The 23,288-nt window shown below is 55.7% G+C and carries 20 protein-coding genes; 11 read left to right on the plus strand and 9 right to left on the minus strand.

The annotated features are described in order from the left end of the window. Nucleotides 1-8 precede the first annotated feature (8 nt). The 6 genes from ileS to OGY07_RS16165 all read left to right on the plus strand — a co-directional run bounded on the left by ileS (nucleotide 9) and on the right by OGY07_RS16165 (nucleotide 6,286). On the plus strand, nucleotides 9-2,825 hold the full coding sequence (gene ileS / locus OGY07_RS16140; RefSeq protein ID WP_042290217.1) for an isoleucine--tRNA ligase: 2,817 nt from the start codon (nucleotides 9-11) through the stop codon (nucleotides 2,823-2,825). Continuing rightward, entirely contained in the window at nucleotides 2,825-3,322 is a 498-nt protein-coding gene (lspA, locus tag OGY07_RS16145) for a signal peptidase II (protein ID WP_042290214.1), read from the plus strand. The genes ileS and lspA overlap by 1 nt, the downstream gene beginning before the upstream one ends. Before the next feature lie 96 nt (nucleotides 3,323-3,418). Further along, nucleotides 3,419-3,868: an FKBP-type peptidyl-prolyl cis-trans isomerase gene (gene fkpB, locus OGY07_RS16150; protein WP_042290212.1), complete on the plus strand. Its 450-nt coding sequence runs from the start codon at nucleotides 3,419-3,421 to the stop codon at nucleotides 3,866-3,868. A 1-nt stretch (nucleotide 3,869) separates the two neighbouring features. Beyond that, entirely contained in the window at nucleotides 3,870-4,820 is a 951-nt protein-coding gene (gene ispH / locus OGY07_RS16155; RefSeq protein WP_286601680.1) for a 4-hydroxy-3-methylbut-2-enyl diphosphate reductase, read from the plus strand. 127 nt (nucleotides 4,821-4,947) lie between these two features. Then, the gene (locus tag OGY07_RS16160) at nucleotides 4,948-5,511 is read left to right on the plus strand and encodes a glucose-6-phosphate isomerase family protein (protein ID WP_286601683.1); all 564 of its coding nucleotides are present in this window, start codon (nucleotides 4,948-4,950) and stop codon (nucleotides 5,509-5,511) included. Then, on the plus strand, nucleotides 5,504-6,286 hold the full coding sequence (locus OGY07_RS16165; protein ID WP_199956948.1) for a glucose-6-phosphate isomerase family protein: 783 nt from the start codon (nucleotides 5,504-5,506) through the stop codon (nucleotides 6,284-6,286). Before OGY07_RS16160 ends, OGY07_RS16165 begins: the two co-directional genes overlap by 8 nt. Before the next feature lie 63 nt (nucleotides 6,287-6,349). Here OGY07_RS16165 and OGY07_RS16170 read toward each other — a convergent pair whose 3' ends face one another. The 5 genes from OGY07_RS16170 to OGY07_RS16190 are packed head-to-tail and all read right to left on the minus strand — an operon-like array spanning nucleotide 6,350 to nucleotide 10,663. Beyond that, on the minus strand, nucleotides 6,350-7,168 hold the full coding sequence (locus OGY07_RS16170; protein ID WP_042290202.1) for a PTS system mannose/fructose/sorbose family transporter subunit IID: 819 nt from the start codon (nucleotides 7,166-7,168) through the stop codon (nucleotides 6,350-6,352). Beyond that, a complete protein-coding gene (locus OGY07_RS16175; protein WP_042290199.1) occupies nucleotides 7,168-7,968 on the minus strand; it encodes a PTS mannose/fructose/sorbose/N-acetylgalactosamine transporter subunit IIC in 801 nt (266 codons plus the stop codon). The genes OGY07_RS16170 and OGY07_RS16175 overlap by 1 nt, the downstream gene beginning before the upstream one ends. A 10-nt stretch (nucleotides 7,969-7,978) precedes the next feature. Beyond that, on the minus strand, nucleotides 7,979-8,473 hold the full coding sequence (locus tag OGY07_RS16180) for a PTS sugar transporter subunit IIB (RefSeq protein ID WP_042290197.1): 495 nt from the start codon (nucleotides 8,471-8,473) through the stop codon (nucleotides 7,979-7,981). An 11-nt stretch (nucleotides 8,474-8,484) separates the two neighbouring features. Next, nucleotides 8,485-8,913 carry a PTS sugar transporter subunit IIA gene (locus tag OGY07_RS16185; protein WP_042290195.1) on the minus strand — a complete coding sequence of 143 codons (429 nt, stop codon included), beginning with the start codon at nucleotides 8,911-8,913 and terminating at the stop codon, nucleotides 8,485-8,487. Between the two features lie 4 nt (nucleotides 8,914-8,917). After that, nucleotides 8,918-10,663 carry a class I mannose-6-phosphate isomerase gene (locus OGY07_RS16190; protein ID WP_286601691.1) on the minus strand — a complete coding sequence of 582 codons (1,746 nt, stop codon included), beginning with the start codon at nucleotides 10,661-10,663 and terminating at the stop codon, nucleotides 8,918-8,920. 187 nt (nucleotides 10,664-10,850) lie between these two features. Between OGY07_RS16190 and OGY07_RS16195 the strand changes: the two genes are divergently transcribed. From OGY07_RS16195 to caiF, 5 genes are all read left to right on the plus strand, one after another. Then, nucleotides 10,851-11,858 (plus strand): LacI family DNA-binding transcriptional regulator, encoded by a 1,008-nt coding sequence (locus OGY07_RS16195; RefSeq protein ID WP_042290191.1) that lies wholly within the window; start codon nucleotides 10,851-10,853, stop codon nucleotides 11,856-11,858. A 133-nt stretch (nucleotides 11,859-11,991) separates the two neighbouring features. Beyond that, complete coding sequence (dapB, locus tag OGY07_RS16200; RefSeq protein ID WP_181822003.1) at nucleotides 11,992-12,813, plus strand: 4-hydroxy-tetrahydrodipicolinate reductase; 822 nt, start codon at nucleotides 11,992-11,994, stop codon at nucleotides 12,811-12,813. A 454-nt stretch (nucleotides 12,814-13,267) separates the two neighbouring features. Further along, a complete protein-coding gene (gene carA / locus OGY07_RS16205) occupies nucleotides 13,268-14,416 on the plus strand; it encodes a glutamine-hydrolyzing carbamoyl-phosphate synthase small subunit (protein WP_060570759.1) in 1,149 nt (382 codons plus the stop codon). 18 nt (nucleotides 14,417-14,434) lie between these two features. Beyond that, nucleotides 14,435-17,659: a carbamoyl-phosphate synthase large subunit gene (carB, locus tag OGY07_RS16210; protein ID WP_042290184.1), complete on the plus strand. Its 3,225-nt coding sequence runs from the start codon at nucleotides 14,435-14,437 to the stop codon at nucleotides 17,657-17,659. Nucleotides 17,660-17,906: 247 nt separating this feature from the next. Then, nucleotides 17,907-18,296, plus strand: coding sequence for a carnitine metabolism transcriptional regulator CaiF (gene caiF, locus OGY07_RS16215; protein WP_042290179.1), 390 nt, complete (start codon nucleotides 17,907-17,909; stop codon nucleotides 18,294-18,296). Between the two features lie 96 nt (nucleotides 18,297-18,392). Here caiF and caiD read toward each other — a convergent pair whose 3' ends face one another. The 4 genes from caiD to caiA all read right to left on the minus strand — a co-directional run bounded on the left by caiD (nucleotide 18,393) and on the right by caiA (nucleotide 23,288). Next, complete coding sequence (gene caiD, locus OGY07_RS16220; protein ID WP_042290176.1) at nucleotides 18,393-19,178, minus strand: crotonobetainyl-CoA hydratase; 786 nt, start codon at nucleotides 19,176-19,178, stop codon at nucleotides 18,393-18,395. A 51-nt stretch (nucleotides 19,179-19,229) separates the two neighbouring features. Next, nucleotides 19,230-20,783 (minus strand): crotonobetaine/carnitine-CoA ligase, encoded by a 1,554-nt coding sequence (gene caiC, locus OGY07_RS16225; protein WP_042290173.1) that lies wholly within the window; start codon nucleotides 20,781-20,783, stop codon nucleotides 19,230-19,232. Between the two features lie 57 nt (nucleotides 20,784-20,840). Next, the gene (gene caiB / locus OGY07_RS16230) at nucleotides 20,841-22,058 is read right to left on the minus strand and encodes an L-carnitine CoA-transferase (RefSeq protein WP_042290171.1); all 1,218 of its coding nucleotides are present in this window, start codon (nucleotides 22,056-22,058) and stop codon (nucleotides 20,841-20,843) included. 87 nt (nucleotides 22,059-22,145) lie between these two features. Continuing rightward, entirely contained in the window at nucleotides 22,146-23,288 is a 1,143-nt protein-coding gene (caiA, locus tag OGY07_RS16235) for a crotonobetainyl-CoA dehydrogenase (RefSeq protein WP_042290168.1), read from the minus strand.

Here is a 23,288-nt window from a genome sequence, read left to right on the forward strand (position 1 = left end):
AGAATCTGATGAGTGACTATAAATCAACCCTGAATTTGCCGGAAACAGGGTTCCCGATGCGCGGCGATCTCGCCAAGCGCGAACCGGGAATGCTGGCGCGTTGGACTGATGATGATCTGTACGGCATCATTCGTGCGGCCAAAAAAGGCAAAAAAACCTTCATTCTGCATGATGGCCCTCCCTATGCGAATGGCAGCATTCATATTGGTCACTCGGTTAACAAGATTCTGAAAGACATTATCGTGAAGTCCAAAGGACTCGCGGGATTCGACTCGCCTTATGTTCCGGGCTGGGACTGCCACGGTCTGCCGATCGAACTGAAAGTGGAGCAAGAATACGGTAAGCCGGGTGAGAAATTCACCGCCGCCGAATTCCGCGCCAAATGCCGTGAATATGCCGCTACGCAGGTTGACGGTCAGCGAAAAGACTTCATTCGCCTGGGCGTGCTGGGTGACTGGTCGCATCCGTATCTGACGATGGACTTCAAAACCGAAGCCAACATTATTCGCGCGCTGGGTAAAATCATCGGCAACGGCCACCTGCATAAAGGCGCCAAGCCGGTGCACTGGTGCGTAGACTGCCGTTCCGCGCTGGCGGAAGCGGAAGTCGAGTATTACGACAAAACGTCCCCTTCCATCGACGTGGCGTTTCGTGCGGTTGATCAGGATGCAGTGCAGGCGAAGTTTGGCCTGCCGGGCGTCAGTGGGCCGATCTCGTTGGTTATCTGGACCACGACGCCGTGGACGCTGCCAGCCAACCGCGCGATCTCTCTGGCGCCGGATTTCGACTATGCGTTGGTGCAGATCGACGGTCAGGCGCTGATCCTGGCGAAAGATCTGGTGGAAAGCGTGATGCAGCGCATTGGCGTGGCGGACTACCGCATCCTCGGCACCGTAAAAGGCGCGGAGCTGGAACTGCTGCGTTTCACTCACCCGTTTATGGGATTTGACGTCCCGGCTATCCTCGGCGATCACGTAACGCTGGATGCAGGTACCGGCGCCGTACATACCGCTGGTGGTCACGGTCCTGACGACTATACCATCAGCCTGAAATACGGTCTGGAAATCGCCAACCCGGTAGGGCCGGACGGCGCGTATCTGGCTGGGACTTATCCTGGGCTGGATGGCGTTAACGTTTTCAAAGCTAACGACACGATCGTTGAGCTACTGCGTGAGAAAGGCGCGCTGTTGCACGTGGCGAAAATGCAGCACAGCTATCCGTGCTGCTGGCGTCATAAATCGCCGATCATCTTCCGCGCCACTCCGCAGTGGTTCGTCAGCATGGATCAGAAAGGTCTGCGCGCCCAGTCGCTGAAAGAGATCAAAGGCGTGCAGTGGATCCCGGACTGGGGCCAGGCGCGTATCGAATCCATGGTGGCTAACCGTCCAGACTGGTGTATCTCACGTCAGCGTACCTGGGGCGTACCCATGTCGCTGTTCGTTCACAAAGATACCGAAGAGCTGCATCCTCGCGCCGTTGAACTGATGGAAGAGGTGGCCAAACGCGTTGAAGTTGACGGCATCCAGGCGTGGTGGGATCTCGACCCGAAAGAGATCCTGGGCGACGAAGCCGACCAGTACGTGAAGGTCCCGGATACCCTGGACGTGTGGTTTGACTCCGGGTCTACTCACGCCTCTGTGGTTGACGTGCGCCCTGAGTTTGCCGGTCACGCTGCCGACATGTATCTGGAAGGGTCTGACCAACACCGCGGCTGGTTTATGTCATCCCTGATGATCTCCACCGCCATGAAGGGCAAAGCGCCTTACCGCCAGGTTCTGACCCACGGCTTCACCGTTGACGGTCAGGGACGCAAGATGTCCAAGTCCATCGGCAACACCGTGTCGCCGCAGGACGTGATGAACAAACTGGGCGCAGACATTCTGCGTCTGTGGGTGGCATCTACCGACTACACCGGCGAAATGGCGGTGTCGGACGAGATCCTGAAACGTGCCGCCGACAGCTATCGTCGTATCCGTAATACCGCGCGTTTCCTGCTGGCGAACCTGAACGGGTTCGATCCGGTGAAAGACATGGTGAAACCGGAAGAGATGGTGGTGTTGGATCGCTGGGCGGTCGGCTGTGCGAAAACCGCGCAGGACGACATCCTGAAAGCCTACGAGGACTATGACTTCCATGAAGTGGTGCAGCGTCTGATGCGTTTCTGCTCCGTTGAAATGGGCTCGTTCTATCTCGACATCATCAAAGACCGCCAGTACACCGCGAAGGCAGACAGCGTCGCGCGTCGCAGTTGCCAGAGCGCGCTGTACCATATCGCAGAAGCGCTGGTGCGCTGGATGGCGCCGATCATGTCCTTCACCGCAGACGAAATCTGGGGCTACCTGCCGGGCGAGCGTGAGAAATACGTCTTTACCGGCGAGTGGTACGACGGTCTGTTTGGCTTAGGTGAAACCGAGCCAATGAACGATGCCTTCTGGGACGAGCTGCTGAAAGTGCGTGGCGAAGTGAACAAGGTGATCGAGCAGGCGCGCGCGGACAAGAAAGTGGGCGGTTCTCTGGAAGCGGCAGTGACCCTGTACGCGGAACCGGAACTGGCTGCCATGCTGACCGCGCTGGGCGACGAATTACGATTTGTCCTGTTGACCTCGGGCGCGAAAGTCGCGGACTATGCGGAGGCTTCTGCCGACGCACAGCAGAGCGAATTGCTTAAAGGACTGAAAGTCGCGTTGAGTAAAGCCGAAGGTGATAAATGCCCGCGTTGCTGGCATTACACTACAGATGTCGGCAAGGTGGCGGAACATGCAGATATCTGCGGCCGCTGTGTCAGCAACGTCGCCGGTGATGGCGAAAAACGTAAGTTCGCCTGATGAGTAAACCGATCTTTTCAACAGGGCTACGCTGGCTGTGGCTGGTGGTGGTCGTGCTGATTATCGATCTGGGCAGCAAATACCTGATCCTCCAGAACTTTGCTCTGGGGGATACGGTGGCGCTGTTCCCGTCGCTTAATCTGCATTATGCGCGTAACTATGGCGCGGCGTTCAGTTTCCTCGCTGACAGCGGTGGCTGGCAGCGCTGGTTCTTTGCCGGTATTGCGATAGGTATCTGCCTTATTTTGACGGTGATGATGTACCGTTCAAAAGCGACGCAGAAACTAAATAACATTGCCTATGCGTTAATCATTGGCGGCGCGCTGGGTAATTTGTTTGATCGCCTGTGGCACGGCTTCGTCGTCGATATGATCGATTTCTACGTCGGGGACTGGCATTTCGCCACGTTTAACCTCGCCGACAGCGCGATTTGTATCGGCGCGGCGCTGATCGTGCTGGAAGGATTTATACCTTCCAGACAAAAAACGGCGGCATAAACGCCGTATCCGGCCTTTGGGTAGAGGCCTGTTTAAGCAGGCCCGGTGACGCTTCGCATACCGGGCCTGGCGAAAGACAATAAGTGAGCAACCTGCATGTCTAAATCAGTACAGAGTAACAGTGCGGTGCTGGTGCACTTCACTTTAAAGCTCGACGATGGCTCCACCGCTGAGTCAACCCGTAACAACGGAAAGCCAGCGCTTTTTCGCCTGGGTGACGGCTCTCTGTCTGAAGGACTGGAGCAGCATCTTCTTGGCCTGAAGGCGGGCGATAAAACCACCTTTTCTCTGGAGCCGGATGCCGCGTTTGGCGTACCGACCCCTGACCTGATCCAGTATTTCTCTCGTCGTGAATTTATGGACGCGGGCGAACCTGAGATTGGGGCCATCATGCTCTTTACCGCAATGGACGGCAGTGAAATGCCTGGCGTGATCCGCGAGATCAACGGCGACTCGATCACCGTGGATTTCAACCATCCGCTGGCCGGGCATACCGTTCATTTTGATATTGAAGTGCTGGAAGTCGAACCGGCACTGGAGGCGTAAAATGCAGATCCTGTTGGCCAACCCGCGCGGTTTTTGCGCAGGTGTAGACCGCGCTATCAGCATTGTTGAAAACGCGCTGGCAATCTACGGCGCGCCCATTTATGTTCGTCACGAAGTGGTGCATAACCGCTACGTGGTCGACAGCCTGCGTGAACGTGGGGCGATCTTTATTGAACAGATCAGCGAAGTGCCGGACGGCGCGATTCTGATTTTTTCTGCCCACGGGGTATCTCAGGCGGTACGCAACGAAGCCAAAAGCCGCGATCTGACCGTTTTTGACGCCACCTGTCCGCTGGTCACTAAGGTTCATATGGAAGTGGCGCGCGCCAGCCGCCGCGGTGAAGAGTCGATCCTGATTGGTCACGCGGGGCACCCGGAAGTGGAAGGGACGATGGGGCAGTACAGCAACCCGGAAGGGGGCATGTACCTGGTCGAGTCGCCGGATGATGTCTGGACGCTTGACGTTAAAAACGAAGGCAAACTCTCCTTCATGACTCAGACCACGCTGTCCGTCGACGATACCTCGGACGTGATAGACGCGCTGCGCCAGCGTTTCCCGAAAATCGTCGGTCCTCGCAAGGACGACATTTGTTACGCCACCACCAACCGTCAGGAAGCGGTGCGCGCCCTGGCGGAGCAGGCGGATGTGGTGCTGGTGGTCGGGTCGAAAAACTCCTCTAACTCCAACCGACTGGCTGAACTGGCGCAGCGGATGGGAAAAATGGCGTTTTTGATCGACGATGCCGCCGACATCCAGGAAGCCTGGGTGAAAGACGCGGAAAGCGTGGGTGTCACTGCTGGCGCATCGGCGCCGGATATACTGGTGCAAAACGTCATCGCCCGCCTGCAGGAGCTTGGCGGCGGGGAGGCAGTCCCGCTTGAAGGCCGCGAAGAGAATATTGTCTTCGAAGTCCCGAAAGAGCTGCGTATCGACGCGCAGGAAATCAAATAGCCTCTCTCGTGCTGACAGACGTGATAATGCCGGGTTTGTTACCCGGCATTTTTTCGCCGCATACTGGCAAGTTAATCGATTAATCTGCTACTCTGACGATGTTGTTCTCCTCGGGCCGGAGACACATATGAACCTTTCTTTTAGCCAGCCGCCGCGGCTGGAATGGACTACCGGCGATTTATCCGGTGGTCCGCTATTGCGTAAGTCAACGTGCATTCAGGATCTCACTGGGATATTCAGCGATGAGCGCGCCCGCCAGTCACTGGCCGGGGAACGCATTGTGTATGAGGTTGAGATGCTGAACACGTCTCCCGCCGAAGGCGAGCTTTATACCGGGATAACCCACCTTTATCCCGGTCGTGTCGGTCACGAATATTTTATGACCCGCGGTCATTTTCATGCCCATCGCGAACAAGGTGAGGTCTATTTTGGGCTACGCGGCGTCGGGTTGTTGCTGCTGCAAAATGAACAGGGCGAAGTACGTCTGGAAAAGGTCTTTACCGGCTCGGTCCATGTCATCGCAGGTTATACCGCTCACCGGTTGATCAACACCGGAGACGAGGTACTCTCAGCGCTGGCCGTATGGCCGACGCTGGCAGGGCATGATTATCAGGCGCTGGCAAAAGGCTTCAATGTCCAGGTGTTTGAAGAGAACCAGCAACCGCTGGCGAGGACGGTGCAGAATGGCTGAACCTTCATCACGTTTTGGACTGGATATGGCGGTGCATCATCACCCGCTGGGGTTTAGCTATGGCGAGGAAGTAACCGGACCCATGCCGGAAATTCGTCGGCTCGAACATATTCGAGCCTCTCTGCGCGACCCGCACTGTTGCGGGCCGGAGGATGTTTACGCTATCGCAATGGATGTCGCGCGGATGCAGGATCGTGACGAGCTGAAAAAACGGATGCTGCTGTTTGGCGTGGTGACCTACGCGGCAGGACGACTGGGTGAGGAGCCGATTCGAAGTCAGGGGCATGTTCATCGGATCAGCCAGCACAGCGGCTGGTCGCCGCCGGAGCTCTATGAGATCTGGCAGGGAAAAGCGATCGTTTATATGCAAGAGTATGTCGATGACGATCCAGGCCGCTGCTTCGCGGTGCTCGCCGGACCGGGCGAGAAAGTACTGGTGCCGCCAGGCTGGGGTCATGCCACGATCTCCGCCGATCCTGATACGCCACTCACTTTTGGCGCCTGGTGTGACCGTGAATATGGCTTTGAATATGAGGCAGTCAGGGCACATAAAGGGTTGGCATGGTACCCGCTGCTACAGGGAAAAAACGTCGTCTGGCAGCATAATCCGCGCTATATCGCTGGCCGGTTACAGGTCGTGACGCCCCGGCACTATACGGAGTTTGGGCTTAGCTCCGCGCCAATCTATCAGCAGTTTATTGACGAACCGGCGCGCTTCCAGTTTATTTCCCGTCCGGATAAAGTCGCCGAGCTTTGGACGCAGTTTCATCCATAAAAAACCGGGGCATCGCCCCGGCCATTCGTTTTGCGTTGACGCTCTTTATGCCATCACGCGGATTTAACCCGCAAACAGGCCTGTTGCGACTCCCAGCGCCGCCAGCACCAGAAGCAGTATCATCGCTTTTACCGGCGAGACGCCGCGCTTCGCCATCAAATACCAGGTGCCAAGCACCACGACCAGCGGCAGGAGCTGAGGGAAGATGCCATCCAGCATCTGTTGAACATGAATATTTACGCCATCCTGCGTGATAAATTCCAGCCCGGTGCCTAACTTCACGTAGCTTGCCGCAACGCCGCCCATGACAAACACGCCCAGTAACGACAACGCTTCGCGCAGGCGGGTAGATTTACTGCTCACCAGCATCTCAACCGAACCAGAACCCATTTTGTAACCTTTCAAAAACAGGAACCAGGAGCCGGGAATGATGATCGCCAGCCAGGCGACGGTATAAAAAAGCGGCCCCAGTATATTTCCCCCTGCGGCGAGCGCCATGCCGATACTCAACAGAATGGGAATCAACATCCCTGGGATCATGGAATCGCCAATACCGGCAATTGGGCCCATCAGGCCGACTTTTAGGGTGTTAATGGTCTCGCCGTCAATGGGTTCGCCATTAGCTTTTTTCTCTTCCAGCCCCAGCGCCATGCCGTTTACGATAGCGCCAATCTGCGGTTCGGTGTTGTAGAACGAGGCGTGGCGTCGCAGCATTTCGGTACGCTGCGCGGCATCCGGATAGAGCTTTTTCGCGACCGGCAGCATGCTCAGACAAAAGCCAAACGACTCCAGACGTTCAAAGCTCATTGAGGAGAGGTTGTGCATCATCCATGCTCGCCAGCAGCGCCGGAGATCTTTACGGGTCAGGGAACGTTCTTCCATCAGAATTCATCCTCATCATCTGTCGCGGCGGACGCCGCATTAGCCGCCTGCGGCGCTTCCGGCTTGTAGTTATAGTGAATCAACGCCAGCAGCGAACCGACGATCACCAGCGCGACCATGTTCAGTTTTAAGAAAACGATGCAGACAAAACCCACGAGGAAATAGATCAACATGGTGTAGTTTTTAATGATCTGCTTGAGGAGGATGGCGATCCCCACGGCGGGCAGAATGCCGCCCAGTACGTTCATCGTTGACAGCACGACGCCTGGTAAGCTGTCCATAAAGCCGCTGATATACTGTGCGCCGAAGTAAACGGCAATAAAGGTCGGAACGAAACGTAAAATAAAATTTGTCACCTGTGGCCAAATGGCGCTGTTCAGGTAGATGCCGCGCTCGTCGCCGCGCTCCAGCGCCACGTCGGCCCGATGGTTCCAGAAAGAGTTAAGCACCATCATCGCATTAAACAGGATGGTTCCGGCGATACCGATCGTTGCCGCCAGCGCGACCGCCACTTCAGGGCCTTTTCCGGACAGGATCCCAAGGGCAATCGCCGGGTAAGCCACAAAGTTAAGATCGGCGGGCATGGAGCCGCCGGGCGTCACCATGGCGATGTACACGGCCTGAACCGCAACGCCAATGATGATGCCGGTTTTCATATCGCCGAGGATGATCCCCACCAGCATACCGGAAATCAGCGGTCGGGTGATCAGATACCAGCCGCCCGTCAGCCCAAGAAGCCAGGGGCTACTGAGGGCGCCGAGATAGCACAGAATACCGATTAACGTCGCTTCGAAAATCATCGTCCCCTCCTTATTTCAGCTTCTGGCGTGCGTCCTGCCAGCTGTAGAAACCGGCATCCGGCACCAGGCGGAACTCCACCTGATGTCCGCGCTGCGTTAGCCAGTCAAACGCGGCGATTTCGTCTGGATTGACCGACTGGTTAGGGCCGATGGTGGTGGTGCCGGCGCGGGCGCTCATCGGGCCGACGTTGATTTTGCCATTGCTGTTCTGCAGGCTGATGCCTGCCTCTTCGAGGCGCTTTAACGTGACGGGCGATTTGCCAATCACGAAATAACGCTTCTCACTGGCGATAACCTTTGGCAACTTCTCAATCGCGGTCGCCGTATCAAATAACCAGACTTTAGTGTCCTGAACCGCGCCTTTCATGACTGATGAGAGCAGAGGATCGGCCGCAACGGCGTCGTCGATCGCGACAATGCCGTCACAGGGCAGCTCTCTGGCCCAACGTGTCACGAGCTGCCCATGGATAACGCGGTCATCAATACGTACAAAAGAAATACTCATGGTGGTTTCCTTTAAAAATCATCTGACTGAACGGTTAAAACCGGGGCGGCTTTAATCAACGTCGGTACGGTTAACGCCAGCAGCTCGGCTGCGGCGGCATGCACGTCCGTTAAGTGGCAGATCTCTTCGCTTTGCAGCAGCATGGGAAAATTAACGCCTGCGACAACGGCGACAGGCGGTAAGGTCCGGGCAGAGAATGCATGCTGGCAGGCGACATTCCAGGGCGTGCCGCTTTGCATATCGCACAGTACCAGCACGCCATCCGCGTTTTGCCCGGCATCGGCCAGGGCTTTCGCAAAGCTCTCTTTAAATCCTTCAATCCCGGCCTGGTCGCTCAGCGTAACGGTGTGGACGTGCGGTAATTCGCCGTAAACCATACGGCCACTGGCGAGGAGCGCTTCTGCCAGCGGTCCGTGAGTGGCGACAAGAATGTTGATCATACGGTTATCCTCTTACCCAGGCTTTGATGGTGGCAAATGGCCGGTCGACACTGTTGCCAGACGGCGTAATCCGGTATTCGCCTACGGCCGCCGGAATGATAAATGTCTCAGCGTAGTGAACGGTAAATGGGGCGAACGCACCGCTGGGGCTGTCGACAATCGCCTCTGCCCCTTCCACCAGATTCAGAACGTTAACGCCACCCCGGGTGTGATGGATTACCGGCGCGGTAAACCAGTGGCGACGCGTTTCGATAAACTCTCGCTCATGCATGCCGGTGCGTTCTTCTCTCCAGCCTTCCCCTTGCGCAATGGGTTCAATGCGGTTAACCAGATTGTCGTAGACCCACTGCGTATCCCGCTGCCAGTCAATAACGCGCTCGCCGTGTTCAAGATGCACAGGCCGGGGCAAACCGTCTAAACCTAAGCGTCCCCAGTCCCACAGTTTGAAGGTGAAGATATACGGCGTCGCACTGATTTCCAGCACCATGGTGCCCGCGCCGGAACAGTGAACGGTGCCTGCCGGGATGAGAAAGTGATCGTGCTGGCGGGCTGGGATCTGATTTACGAAACGCGCATCGTCGAACGTTTTTTCTCCACGTTCCGCGGCGCGCAGGTCGTCCAGCATCGCCTGCGGCTCAATGCCCGTTTGGGTGCCCAGATACACCACCGCGCCGGGCTGTGCGGCGAGAATGTAATAACTTTCATCCTGGGTATAGTGCATCCCGAACTGCTGCTGGATATATTCCGTCAGCGGGTGAACCTGAAAGCTGAGATTCTGCCCGTCGATGGTGTCGAGAAAATCAAAACGAATCGGAAATTCCGCGCCGAAGCGGGCATGGACCTTCTCACCGAGAAGGGGACGCGGGTAAAGCAAAACTAAATCCTGAGAGGGGATCTCGATCCGTACGGCGCCAAAACGCAGTAACAGGCTGTTTTCCTCGGGCACGCAATCAAAACACCACGCGTAATTGGGTGCCGCAGGATCGAGATCAAACTGCTGCTTCATCCACTGACCGCCCCAGACGCCGGGGTCAAAGAAAGGAACAACGCGAAACGGCTGGGTAGTGGTCTGCTGCAGGCCAGCGCGTAGCGCATCGCCGCTGACCATGGCAGGCGCGTTTTCAACGGTGGAATCAAGCAAAAAGTCGGCGCGCTTGAGCAGTGGCGTTTTGTGTCTGTCAAAGACACGCCATTCAATGAAAAAAGCGCGTTTGTAGCGACGGAGAATATCCTCGTCCGGATTTTCCGCCCCCCAGTTGCTCAGCCCGTGATGGCGCATACGCTGCTGGATTTCCCAGCGAGGGAGATCGGCATAGACGAGGATATCGCCGGGATGCGCCAGCGCTGCGCCGGGACCATATACGACGACCAGGCCCTCTGCTACCGAGGCGATGCGCTGGCGAATCTGATTGAGTTTGTCAGGATCAAAAAACTCAACAAGTTGATGGCAGGAAAGAACGCCGAACACCCGGTCATCGGTCAGGTTGCGGGCCAGAAGATCGTGTAATGCCTCTTTTCCGAGGCGGGCAGATTCGATGTTCACCACCAACGCGGCATTTAAGGTGGCCAGAAGCCGTTGTTCCAGCTCATCTGAGCGCACGCCCGGATAGCAATCCACGACCAGCACGCGTTTTGTCAAACCTGAAACCCTGGTGTTGAGCACAGAAGTAATAGAATCCCAGCCTTGCCAGGCCTGGGTGTCATAACCCTGAACGACAACCTCAGGGAATTTATTATAGGTAGTCTGCATGTTGAGTCTCCGTAATCGCTGGATTAAGATTAATCGATTAACCTTAAATTCAAAGCATGGTTAACGCGATTAACCCGCCATAATCGGAAACAAACCGGGATCATGCGCCGTCCGTGTGATGAGTATCACAGGCCAGAGGCGCCAGATTGGGGTTATTCGATTAACTGGCGTTTCACAAGGAGAAATCATGACAACAGTCACGTTAGCGCAGGTCGCGAAGCGCGCAGGGGTGTCGACGGCGACCGTTTCGATGGTACTGCGCAACCGGGGGCGTATATCGCAGGCCACGCGTGAGCGAGTGCTGAAAGCGCTGGACGAGTCTGGCTATGTTTACAATCAAACGGCCGCGAATCTACGCAACCGGAGTAGTAACCAGGTAGGGTTGTTGCTGCATGACATCACCAACCCGTTCTACGGCGAGATGACCGCCGGGCTGAGCCATGAGATGGAACGGCATGACTTGCTGCTGTTTCTGGCGAACAGTGAAGAATCCGGCGAGCGGCAGCAAAAATTTGTGGATTCCCTGATGCGAAACAACGCCTGCGGCATGGTGCTTTGCGCAGCGCGGGAAACGCCAGTCTCGTTTTTTGCCGCGCTGAAAAGACGCAATATCCCCGCCATAATGGTGGTCCGCCCGCTCAGCGATCCTGATTTTGACTTTGTGGGCACCGATAACTTCCTCGGTACTCAGATGGCGACGACGCATTTACTCAGGTTGGGGCATAAGAATATCGCTTTTATCGGCGGTAGCCCAAGCTCTGGCAGTCGGGCGCAGCGAATGGGGGGATTCACCAGTACGCTGATGGAGTGGGGGATCTCACCGAATCCGGACTGGATCGTTGCCGCCGAAGCCAGTCAGATCGACGGCGCCAGAGTGGCGGAATCATTACTTACCCGCTATCCGCAGATCACCGCCGCTGTCTGTTATCAGGATATCGTTGCGCTAGGGGTTATGCAGGCGCTGCGTAAAATGGGACGGGAACCGGGGAACGATTTTGCGCTGGTGGGATTTGACGATATCACCGAAGCGGCGCTGGTGCAGCCCGCGTTGACAACCGTTTCGGTTGCGGCAAAAGAGATTGGTCGCAAAGCGGGTGAGCTGTTGTACAGCCGCATCCAGGGGAACGATGAGCCGCCGAAACGAATCATTCTGCCGCCCGCGCTGGTGATCAGAGAGTCATGCGGTTTTCGCTGAGTATCATGCCTTTTACTGATACTCCCTCCTGTTTATCATAAAATTCTAATTATCGGCGATTTCAGATGGCGGCTTTGTCTCGGGCTGGTTAATCTGAAAACGATTTACATCATTTTAACGTAAGAGAATAACTATGCATGATGCACAGGTCCGCGTCGCGATAGCGGGCGCGGGGGGCCGTATGGGCCGCCAGCTGATTCAGGCAGCCCTTGAAATGGAAGGCGTTGCGCTTGGTGCGGCGCTGGAGCGCGAAGGATCGTCATTGCTGGGCGCCGATGCCGGTGAGCTGGCGGGCGTCGGCAAAACGGGAGTGACTGTACAATGCAGCCTCGAGGCGGTAACCGACGATTTTGATGTTTTCATCGACTTTACGCGCCCGGAAGGCACGTTGAATCATCTGGCATTTTGTCGTCAACACGGCAAAGGCATGGTCATTGGCACCACCGGTTTTGATGACGCAGGCAAACAGGCGATTCGTGAGGCGGCAGCTGACATCGGCATTGTCTTCGCGGCAAATTTCAGCGTTGGGGTAAACGTTATGCTGAAGCTGCTGGAGAAGGCGGCAAAAGTCATGGGCGATTATACCGATATCGAAATTATTGAAGCGCACCATCGCCATAAGGTTGACGCGCCGTCCGGCACCGCGCTGGCGATGGGCGAGGCAATAGCGCATGCGCTGGATAAAGATCTGAAAGCGTGCGCCGTGTACAGCCGTGAAGGTTACACCGGCGAGCGTGTGCCGGGTACCATTGGCTTTGCTACCGTGCGTGCGGGCGACATTGTTGGTGAACACACTGCGATGTTTGCCGATATTGGCGAGCGTATCGAGATTACCCATAAGGCCTCCAGCCGTATGACATTTGCCAACGGCGCGGTAAGATCGGCGCTTTGGGTCAGTACAAAGCAAAGCGGCCTTTTTGATATGCGAGATGTCCTGAATTTACACAGTTTATGATGTGTTATTACCCTTCGTGATGTGGTTATTGTAATCTTAATGTGTTGATTACATAGGGCAATATTTTATTGCCCTTTTATTTTAGCGTCTTACCGTTAAATTTTTCTTGTAATGCCTGAAATTCTACTTTTTATTATCAAATATTGTGGCTGAAATGTAAATTTTGACCAGATGGTCCACTTTTCCAGCGCTACCGCCATTTTTTATATTCTTCTTGCTGCGCAAGCGTTTTCTCAACCAGGTTAGTTGCTCTTTTTGCCCGTTAATCCGTCCTTTTTATCTCCAGGTTGCAAAAGAATATAAAAAATACTGCCTTTAAGTTGACTTTTAGCTGCCTTATCTCCAGAATGCCGCCGTTTGCCAGAAATTCAAGGTAAGCAAATTTGCATTGATTCATCGCGTATAAATGAATTAGTATGCAAATAAAGTGAGTGAATATTCTCTGGAGGGTGTTTTGATTAAGTCAGCGCTATTGGTTCTGGAAGACGGAACCCAGTTTCACGGTCGGGCCATAGGGGCAACAGGTTCGGCGGTTGGGGAAGTCGTTTTCAATACTTCAATGACCGGTTATCAAGAAATCCTCACTGATCCTTCCTATTCCCGCCAAATCGTTACTCTTACTTATCCCCATATCGGCAATGTCGGCACCAATGCTGCTGATGAAGAATCTTCTCAGGTTCATGCGCAAGGCCTCGTCATTCGTGACCTGCCGCTGATCGCCAGCAACTTCCGCAACACCGAAGACCTCTCGTCTTACCTGAAACGCCATAACATCGTGGCGATTGCTGATATCGATACCCGTAAGCTGACGCGTCTGTTACGTGAAAAGGGCGCGCAAAACGGCTGCATCATCGCGGGCGATAATCCGGATGCGCAGCTGGCGCTGGAAAAAGCGAAAGCCTTCCCGGGCCTGAACGGGATGGATTTGGCGAAAGAAGTGACCACGGCGGAAGCGTATAGCTGGACCCAGGGAAGCTGGACGCTGGCAAATGACCTGCCGGAAGCAAAACAACAAGACGAACTGCCGTTCCACGTGGTCGCCTATGACTTTGGCGCCAAGCGCAATATCCTGCGCATGCTGGTGGACAGAGGCTGCCGCCTGACGGTGGTGCCCGCGAAAACCTCAGCGGAAGATGTTCTGAAAATGAACCCGGACGGCATCTTCCTTTCAAATGGCCCTGGCGACCCGGCGCCGTGTGACTACGCTATCGACGCAATCCAGACATTCCTCGAAACCGATGTGCCGGTATTCGGTATCTGCCTCGGTCATCAGCTCCTGGCGCTGGCGAGCGGCGCGAAGACCGTGAAGATGAAATTCGGTCACCACGGCGGCAACCACCCGGTAAAAGATATCGACAACAATACCGTAATGATTACCGCGCAGAATCACGGCTTTGCCGTCGATGAAGCTACGCTGCCGGCGAACCTGCGCGTAACCCATAAGTCCCTTTTCGACCATACCCTGCAAGGTATTCATCGCACCGATAAGCCAGCGTTTAGTTTCCAGGGGCACCCGGAAGCCAGCCCAGGTCCGCACGACGCCGCGCCGTTGTTCGACCACTTTATCGAGTTAATTGAGCAGTACCGTCAGTCCGCGAAATAATCAGGAGTTAAGAGAGCCATGCCAAAACGTACAGACATAAAAAGTATCCTGATTCTGGGCGCGGGTCCGATTGTTATCGGTCAGGCGTGCGAGTTTGACTACTCCGGCGCGCAGGCGTGTAAAGCCCTGCGTGAAGAGGGTTACCGCGTTATCCTGGTCAACTCTAACCCGGCGACCATCATGACCGACCCGGAAATGGCCGATGCGACCTACATCGAGCCGATTCACTGGGAAGTCGTGCGTAAAATCATCGAAAAAGAGCGTCCGGACGCGGTGCTGCCGACGATGGGCGGCCAGACGGCGCTGAACTGCGCGCTGGAGCTGGAGCGTCAGGGCGTGCTGGAAGAGTTCGGCGTGACCATGATTGGCGCAACCGCCGACGCGATCGATAAAGCCGAAGACCGTCGCCGTTTCGACATCGCGATGAAAAAAATCGGTCTCGACACCGCGCGTTCCGGTATCGCCCATAACATGGAAGAAGCGCTGGCGGTGGCCGCCGACGTCGGTTATCCGTGCATCATCCGTCCGTCCTTTACGATGGGCGGCACCGGCGGCGGTATCGCCTACAACCGCGAAGAGTTTGAAGAAATCTGTACGCGCGGTCTGGATCTTTCCCCTACCAACGAGCTGCTGATTGATGAATCGCTGATCGGCTGGAAAGAGTATGAGATGGAGGTGGTGCGTGATAAAAACGACAACTGCATCATCGTCTGCTCCATCGAAAACTTCGACGCGATGGGCATCCACACCGGCGACTCGATCACCGTTGCGCCTGCCCAGACGCTGACCGACAAAGAATACCAAATCATGCGTAACGCCTCGATGGCTGTGCTGCGTGAAATCGGCGTTGAAACCGGCGGTTCTAACGTTCAGTTTGCGGTGAACCCGAAGAATGGTCGCCTGATTGTCATTGAGATGAACCCGCGCGTGTCACGTTCGTCGGCGCTGGCCTCTAAAGCCACCGGCTTCCCGATTGCGAAAGTGGCGGCGAAACTGGCGGTGGGCTACACCCTTGACGAACTGATGAACGACATCACCGGTGGGCGTACCCCGGCCTCGTTCGAGCCGTCTATCGACTACGTGGTGACTAAAATCCCACGCTTTAACTTTGAAAAATTTGCTGGCAGCAATGACCGCCTGACCACCCAGATGAAGTCGGTGGGCGAAGTGATGGCGATTGGCCGCACCCAGCAGGAATCGATGCAGAAAGCGCTGCGCGGGCTGGAAGTGGGCGCGACCGGCTTCGACCCGAAAGTCAGTCTCGACGATCCGGAAGCGCTGACCAAAATTCGCCGCGAGCTGAAAGACGCTGGCGCGGATCGTATCTGGTATATCGCTGACGCGTTCCGTGCGGGACTTTCCGTAGACGGCGTCTTCAACCTGACCAACATCGACCGCTGGTTCCTGGTGCAAATTGAAGAGCTGGTCCGTCTGGAAGAAAAAGTCGCGGAGCTGGGCATCAATGGCCTGACCGCCGACTTCCTGCGCCAGCTTAAGCGCAAAGGCTTCGCTGATGCGCGTCTGGCGAAACTGGCGGGCGTACGCGAAGCGGAAATCCGCAAGCTGCGCGACCAGTACGACCTGCACCCGGTCTACAAGCGCGTGGATACCTGCGCGGCGGAATTCGCCACCGACACCGCCTACATGTACTCCACCTATGAAGACGAATGTGAAGCGAACCCGTCCGTCGACCGCGACAAGATTATGGTGCTGGGCGGCGGTCCAAACCGTATCGGCCAGGGCATTGAGTTCGACTACTGCTGCGTACACGCCTCGCTGGCGCTGCGCGAAGACGGTTACGAGACCATCATGGTCAACTGTAACCCGGAAACGGTCTCCACCGACTACGACACCTCCGACCGCCTGTACTTTGAGCCGGTTACCCTGGAAGACGTGCTGGAAATTGTGCGTATCGAAAAACCGAAAGGGGTTATCGTCCAGTACGGCGGCCAGACTCCGCTGAAGCTGGCGCGCGCGCTGGAAGCCGCGGGCGTACCGGTTATCGGCACCAGCCCGGACGCCATTGACCGGGCGGAAGACCGTGAACGCTTCCAGCATGCGGTTGACCGTCTGAAGCTGAAACAGCCGGCGAACGCGACTGTCACCGCCATTGAACAAGCGGTAGAAAAAGCGAAAGAGATCGGCTATCCGCTGGTGGTGCGTCCTTCTTACGTGCTTGGCGGACGGGCGATGGAAATCGTCTATGACGAAGCGGATCTGCGTCGTTACTTCCAGACCGCGGTCAGCGTCTCCAACGACGCGCCGGTGCTGCTTGACCGCTTCCTCGACGATGCGGTTGAAGTGGATGTGGATGCGATTTGCGATGGTGAAAGGGTGCTGATTGGCGGCATCATGGAGCACATCGAGCAGGCAGGCGTTCACTCCGGCGATTCCGCCTGTTCGCTGCCAGCCTACACCCTGAGCCAGGAAATACAGGACGTGATGCGCCAGCAGGTGCAGAAGCTGGCCTTCGAGTTGCAGGTTCGCGGTCTGATGAACGTCCAGTTTGCGGTCAAGGACAACGAAGTCTACCTGATTGAAGTGAACCCGCGTGCCGCGCGTACCGTACCGTTCGTCTCCAAAGCCACCGGCGTACCGCTGGCGAAAGTGGCGGCGCGCGTAATGGTGGGCAAATCGCTGGCCGAGCAGGGGGTGACAGAAGAGATTATTCCGCCTTACTACTCGGTGAAAGAGGTGGTGCTGCCGTTCAACAAATTCCCTGGCGTTGACCCGCTGTTAGGGCCGGAAATGCGCTCTACCGGAGAAGTGATGGGGGTGGGGCGCACCTTTGCGGAAGCGTTCGCCAAGGCGCAGTTGGGCAGTAACTCCACGATGAAAAAACAAGGCCGTGCGCTGCTCTCCGTTCGCGAAGGCGATAAAGAACGCGTGGTAGACCTTGCCGCGAAGCTGCTGAAGCAGGGCTTTGAGCTGGATGCGACTCACGGTACGGCGATCGTACTGGGTGAAGCCGGTATTAACCCGCGTCTGGTAAACAAAGTGCATGAAGGCCGTCCTCACATTCAGGACCGTATCAAGAATGGCGAGTACACCTACATCATTAACACCACCGCCGGGCGTCGCGCGATTGAAGATTCCCGCGTCATTCGCCGCAGCGCGTTGCAGTACAAGGTGCATTACGACACCACCCTGAACGGCGGTTTCGCCACCGCGATGGCGCTTAATGCTGACGCCACGGAGAAAGTGATCTCCGTACAGGAAATGCACGCGCAAATTAAAAAATAACCGACCCTGATGTTCCACGGTCTTAAAAACGGTTCCGGAAACGGAGCCGTTTTTTTATGCAATCAGTCGTTTCCTGACGAAATATACTGCAATAGCAGAAATGTGAATGTAACAAGCAAGATTTGGATCACACTCATGACCCGGCAAGTTGCATACTATCCCTTATATCCACAATTTTAATAGGGTCTTGTCGGGAATATGATGGACAGGACACAACACGATTTTTAATTTGTGAAATGGTGTGCTTATGTGTGAAGAGTATGTTGAAAAACCACTTTATTTGATGATTGCCGACTGGGTCATGGCGGAAAAGCGTTGGGTCAGCGCAAAAGAGATTGCAAAGCAGTTTAATATGGATCACTGCAAAGCAATTAATACCGTCTCTTATATTCTCGCGGAAGTGGGGGAAATTCATTGTGAGACTAAGACCATCCCTAACCAACTGGAAGGACGGGGCTGTCAGTGCCAGCGTCTGGTGCGGGTAACCCATATCGCGCCGCAGCTTTACGCGCGTTTGGGACAGCGCGCGCAGGAAAAGGTGGCCAGCAGAGCGCCCCGTATCCCGGCGGTTCCACCGTCAGAACTGAACCGTGAGCAGAAATGGCAGATGATGCTGTCAAAGAGTTTGCGGCGGTAAGGCGGAGAGCCGCCGTATCGAATGGCGGTATAAACGACGTATCCGGCCTGGGGATGGCGAACATCACAGGCCGGATAAATGCTGTGCCATCAGGCGTTAACGGCCTTTCCATACCGGGGCGCGTTTTTCCGCAAATGCCTGCGGCCCTTCAAGGGCATCCTCTGAATGCAGGACCGACGGATAGTGCTTCAGCACGCCGCTGCGGATAAAACGATACCCTTCCTCGACCGGCATTTCACTGGTGGTACGAGAGATCTCCTTCAGCGCGGCAATGGCCAGCGGCGCGCTGTTGACCAGTTCTTGCGCCAGTTCGCGCGCGCTGTCCATCAATTCCTGCTGGCTGACCACGCGGTTGACGATCCCCCAGCGCAGCGCTTCCGCGGCATCCATTCGTCTGCCGGTCATTACCATTTCATTCACGATGGCCGGGGGTAACCGTTTTGGCAGACGCAACACGCCGCCGCTGTCTGGCACAATGCCCAGTTTCGCTTCCGGCAGCGCAAAGCTGGCGTTTTCGGCGCAGACGATAAAATCCGCCGCCAGCGCCAGTTCGAAACCGCCGCCAAAGGCATAGCCGTTCACGGCGGCAATCACCGGTTTATCGAGATCAAAGCATTCCGTTAGTCCGGCAAAACCGCCGGGGCCAAAGTCGGCGTCCGGCGCTTCACCTTCTGCGGCGGCTTTTAAGTCCCAGCCTGCGGAAAAGAATTTCTCCCCCGCGCCGGTGACGATCGCGACGCGCAGTTCGGGATCGTCACGAAATTGCAGAAAAGCCTCCCCCATCTGAAAGCTGGTTTTGGCATCGATCGCATTGGCTTTAGGTCGATCCAGAATGATTTCCAGAACAGGTCCGTTACGGGTCAAACGTAAAGATTCACTCATGGTTCATCTCCAGAAAATAAAGTAACTGGCGGGCATTTCCCGCCAGCAGGGTTATTTCAGATTCTTTTTGATTATTTTTCCTGAACAGTTACGGGGCAGGTCAGTTCTTATTTCCATAAAAGAGGGCACTTTGAATTTCGCCATATTTTGTTCGCAGAAATGGAAGAATTCTTCTTCCGTCAGCGTTTCGCCTTCATTAAGTACGACGAAGGCTTTAATGGCTTCGTCGCGAATCGCATCCTGAATACCAATCACCACGATGTCCTGAATTTTAGGATGTGCGGAAATGATATTTTCCAGCTCAACGCAGGAGACGTTTTCACCGCCGCGTTTAATCATGTTGCAGCGCCGGTCGACAAAATAGAAAAAGCCGTCTTCGTCGCGATATCCGGAATCGCCGGTGTGTAACCAGCCGGTGGAGTCGAACGCTTTCGCCGTGGCGTCGGGCCTGGCGTAATAGGCTTTAAAGAGTGTTTTGCCCGGCACCCCCTTGATGCAGATTTCGCCAATCTCGCCAGCGGGCAGCGCACGGTTCTGCTCGTCGCGAATTTCCGCTTCGTAGCAAAATCCCGGACGGCCTATCGACGGCCAGCGTCGCTTATCGCCGGGGCGGTCGCCAATGATGCCGACGATGGTTTCCGTCATGCCATAGGAGGTCAGCAGGCGCACGCCGAAACGGGTGACAAAGGCGTCTTTCTCCTGTTCCGAAAGGTTAAGGTAGAACATGACTTCCCGCAGACAATGTTGGTTGTCCTGCGGTGTGACGGGTTGCGCCATGAGCGTGCGGATCATCATTGGGATGCATTCTGTGACGGTCGCGCGGTATTTTCGGATCTGCTGCCAGAAGGCGCGGACGCTGTATTTTTCAATCAGCACAAACGTCGCGCCTGCCGAGAATGCTGCCATGGCGGCGGTGCATTGACAGTCGATATGAAACGCAGGCATCACCGTCAGGTAAATATCGTCTTCACGCAGGGCGCACTGCCAGGAGGAGTAGTATCCGGCAAAGCGCAGGTTGTAATGGGTGATCACCACCCCCTTTGGTCGTGACGTGGTGCCGGAGGTAAATAAGATCTCTGCGGTGTCGTCGGTAGACAGCGGTACCGTTTCCTGCAAGGCGCCCGGCTGGCGATCTTTTTGCAGTGAAAAGTGACTCACGCCGGGTTCGGTCCCGACGTTTTCGCCAACCACCCAGATAAGGGTTAACTGCGTTTCGCCTTCACGCTGGATCTCGCGGTACATCGGCAAAAACGCGGGGCTGGTGACGATCTGCCTGGCCTGGCTGTTTTGCAGGATCCACGCGCTTTCGTCACGCAGCAGGCGGGCGTTGATCGGCACCATGATAGCGCCGATTTTTGCCAGCCCAAACCAGCAAAAGATAAATTCCGGGCAGTTATCCAGATGCAGGGCAACCTTATCCCCTTTGCGAATGCCTGAGGCGTGGAACAGATTCGCTGTGCGATTGATCTCCTCATTGAGCGACGCGTAGCTGTACTGTCGTATCTCCCCGTCGCTGGATTCACAAATCAGCGCCGTTTTACTGCCATGCCGTTCGGCCAAATCGTCCCACATCTGGCGTAAGTGTTGTCCGCCAACGATATCCATAGCACCTCTGTCCATTTATTCAGGCGCTAACCGGAAATGCCGGTTAGCGCGTTCGGGTTAATCCTCTACTTTGGCCAGACCTTTACTGACCAGTGACTGAATTTCAGCGTCGCTGTAGCCGATGTTATGCAGAATGGCGGCGGTATCCATGCCGTGTGACGGCATGCCGCGCCAGATTTTTCCAGGGTTATTTTTGAATTTCGGCATCACGTTTGGCCCTTTGCAACTGCGGCCATCCAGCGTTTGCCATTGGGTAATGGATTCCCGGGCAATGTACTGCGGGTTACCTTCCAGTTCCGGAATTGTCAGCACTTTGGCGCAGGCGATATTCAGCTCGGCGAAGCGTGCCTGAGCCTCGGCGAGGGTGCGTGTCGCCAGCCAGGCATCGAGTTTTTCCTCTACCAGCGGTCCGTAAGGGCATTCGATCCGGTGAATCAACTGTGTGCCTTCCGGAACCTCCGGTGTGCCCAGAATGTGCGCCAGACCAATATCCTTAAAGCATTCGGCGATTTGCGTAATACCGACCAGCTCCATCACGATGTAGCCGTCGGCGCACTTATACAGTCCGCAGCCAGCGTAGTAGGGATCTTTACCTTTGGTCATGCGCGGGCATATCTCGCCGCCGTTGAAATAATCCATCATGAAATATTGACCCATACGCAGCATGACTTCGTACATTGCGACATCAATACTTTCGCCTTTGCCGGTTTCACGCGCTTTATGCAACGCCGCCAGCGCCGCGGTGGTGGCGGTCATGCCGGAGAAATAGTCGGCGGTGTACGGGAAGGCGGGCATCGGCTGGTCGACGTCGCCGTTCTGGATCAGGTAGCCGCTGAACGCCTGGGCAATGGTGTTGTAGGCTGGCAGGTGGGTGTACTCTTCGCTGCCGTACTGACCAAAGCCGGATAAATGGGCGATAACCAGCTTCGGGTTATGCCGCCACAGGACGTCATCGGTAATACCGCGGCGGGCAAATGCCGGGCCTTTGCTGGCTTCAATAAAGATATCGGTGGTTTCCATTAATTTGAGAAACGCTTCCCGCCCCTCATCTTTGAAAATATTCAGCGACAGCGCGTGGAGATTACGGCGCGAAAGCTGCGGATAGTGAGGCTGGACGCGAATGGTATCGGCCCAGGCCACGTTTTCAATCCAGATAACCTCCGCGCCCCATTCAGCAAACAATTGTCCGGCGAACGGTCCGGCGATTTCGATGCCGGAAAAAACCACCCGCAGCCCGGCAAGCGGGCCAAAGGTGGGCATGGGGAGACGATTCATACCTATGCTCCTGGCAGTTGTAGATGTCCCGTAGGCCGGATAACAGCGTGAACGCCTTATCCGGCCAGGAAAAACACCCGATAATGATTAACGGTATTGCTTCAGTACCGCGCGACCGAGGGTCAGGATCTGCATTTCGTCAGACCCACCGGAAACGCGGTCCACGCGCAGATCCCGCCAGAAGCGGCTAATACGATGATTACCGGCAATTCCAACGCCGCCCAGTACCTGCATTGCGCTGTCCACCACCTCGAACGCCGCGTTGGCGCAGAAGTATTTGCACATCGCCGCATCTCCCGAAGTAATCGTGCCGTTATCAGCCTTCCACGCGGCTTCCAGCAGCATGTTTTTCATCGAATTGAGCTTGATGGCCATATGAGCAAATTTTTCCTGAATCAGCTGGAAGCGACCGATGGTTTCGCCAAACTGTACGCGCTGGTTAGCGTAGCGCGCTGCATCTTCAAAGGCGCACATCGCCGTACCGTAGTTGGTGAGCGCCACCAGGAACCGTTCATGATCGAACTCTTCTTTCACGCGGTTAAAACCGTTGCCTTCCCGCCCGAACCTGTCTTTTTCATCCAGTTCGACGTCATCGAAGTTAATTTCGCAGCAACTGTCCATCCGCAGGCCGAGCTTATCGAGTTTATTCACCTGGATGCCGGGTTTCGTCATATCGACAAACCATTCGGTATAAACGGGTTTGTCAGGCGACGCGGCGTCCCGGGCCATCACCACGATATAGGGCGTGTAGGCGCTGCTGGTGATAAAACACTTACTGCCGTTGAGATAAACCTTACCATTTTTACGGGTATAGGTGGTTTTGAGGCTGCCCACATCCGATCCCGCTCCCGGTTCGGTGATTGCCGAGTTCCACATCTGTTTGCCTGTCCCCCGGAAGGCCATGATCTTATCGATCTGCTCCTGCGTGCCTTCGCGCAGGAAAGTGTTAAAACCGCCCGGCAACTGGTACAGCACATAGGTAGGCGCGCCGAGACGTCCCAGCTCCATCCAGACAGCGGCAACGGTGACGAACCCCGCTTCCAGCCCGCCATGTTCTTCCGGGATCAACAGGCTGTCGATACCCATCTCCGCCAGCGCTTTAACAAAGCGCTCCGGATACACGCTGTCACGGTCGCACTCGGCAAAATAGGCTTCCCAGTTCTCACTGGCCATCAGTTCGCGAATACCGGCGACAAACAGTTCCTGCTCGTCATTCAAGTTAAAATCCAT

This window comes from Citrobacter sp. Cs237 (genome assembly GCF_030332325.1).
GTDB classification, from domain to species: domain Bacteria; phylum Pseudomonadota; class Gammaproteobacteria; order Enterobacterales; family Enterobacteriaceae; genus Citrobacter_A; species Citrobacter_A sedlakii.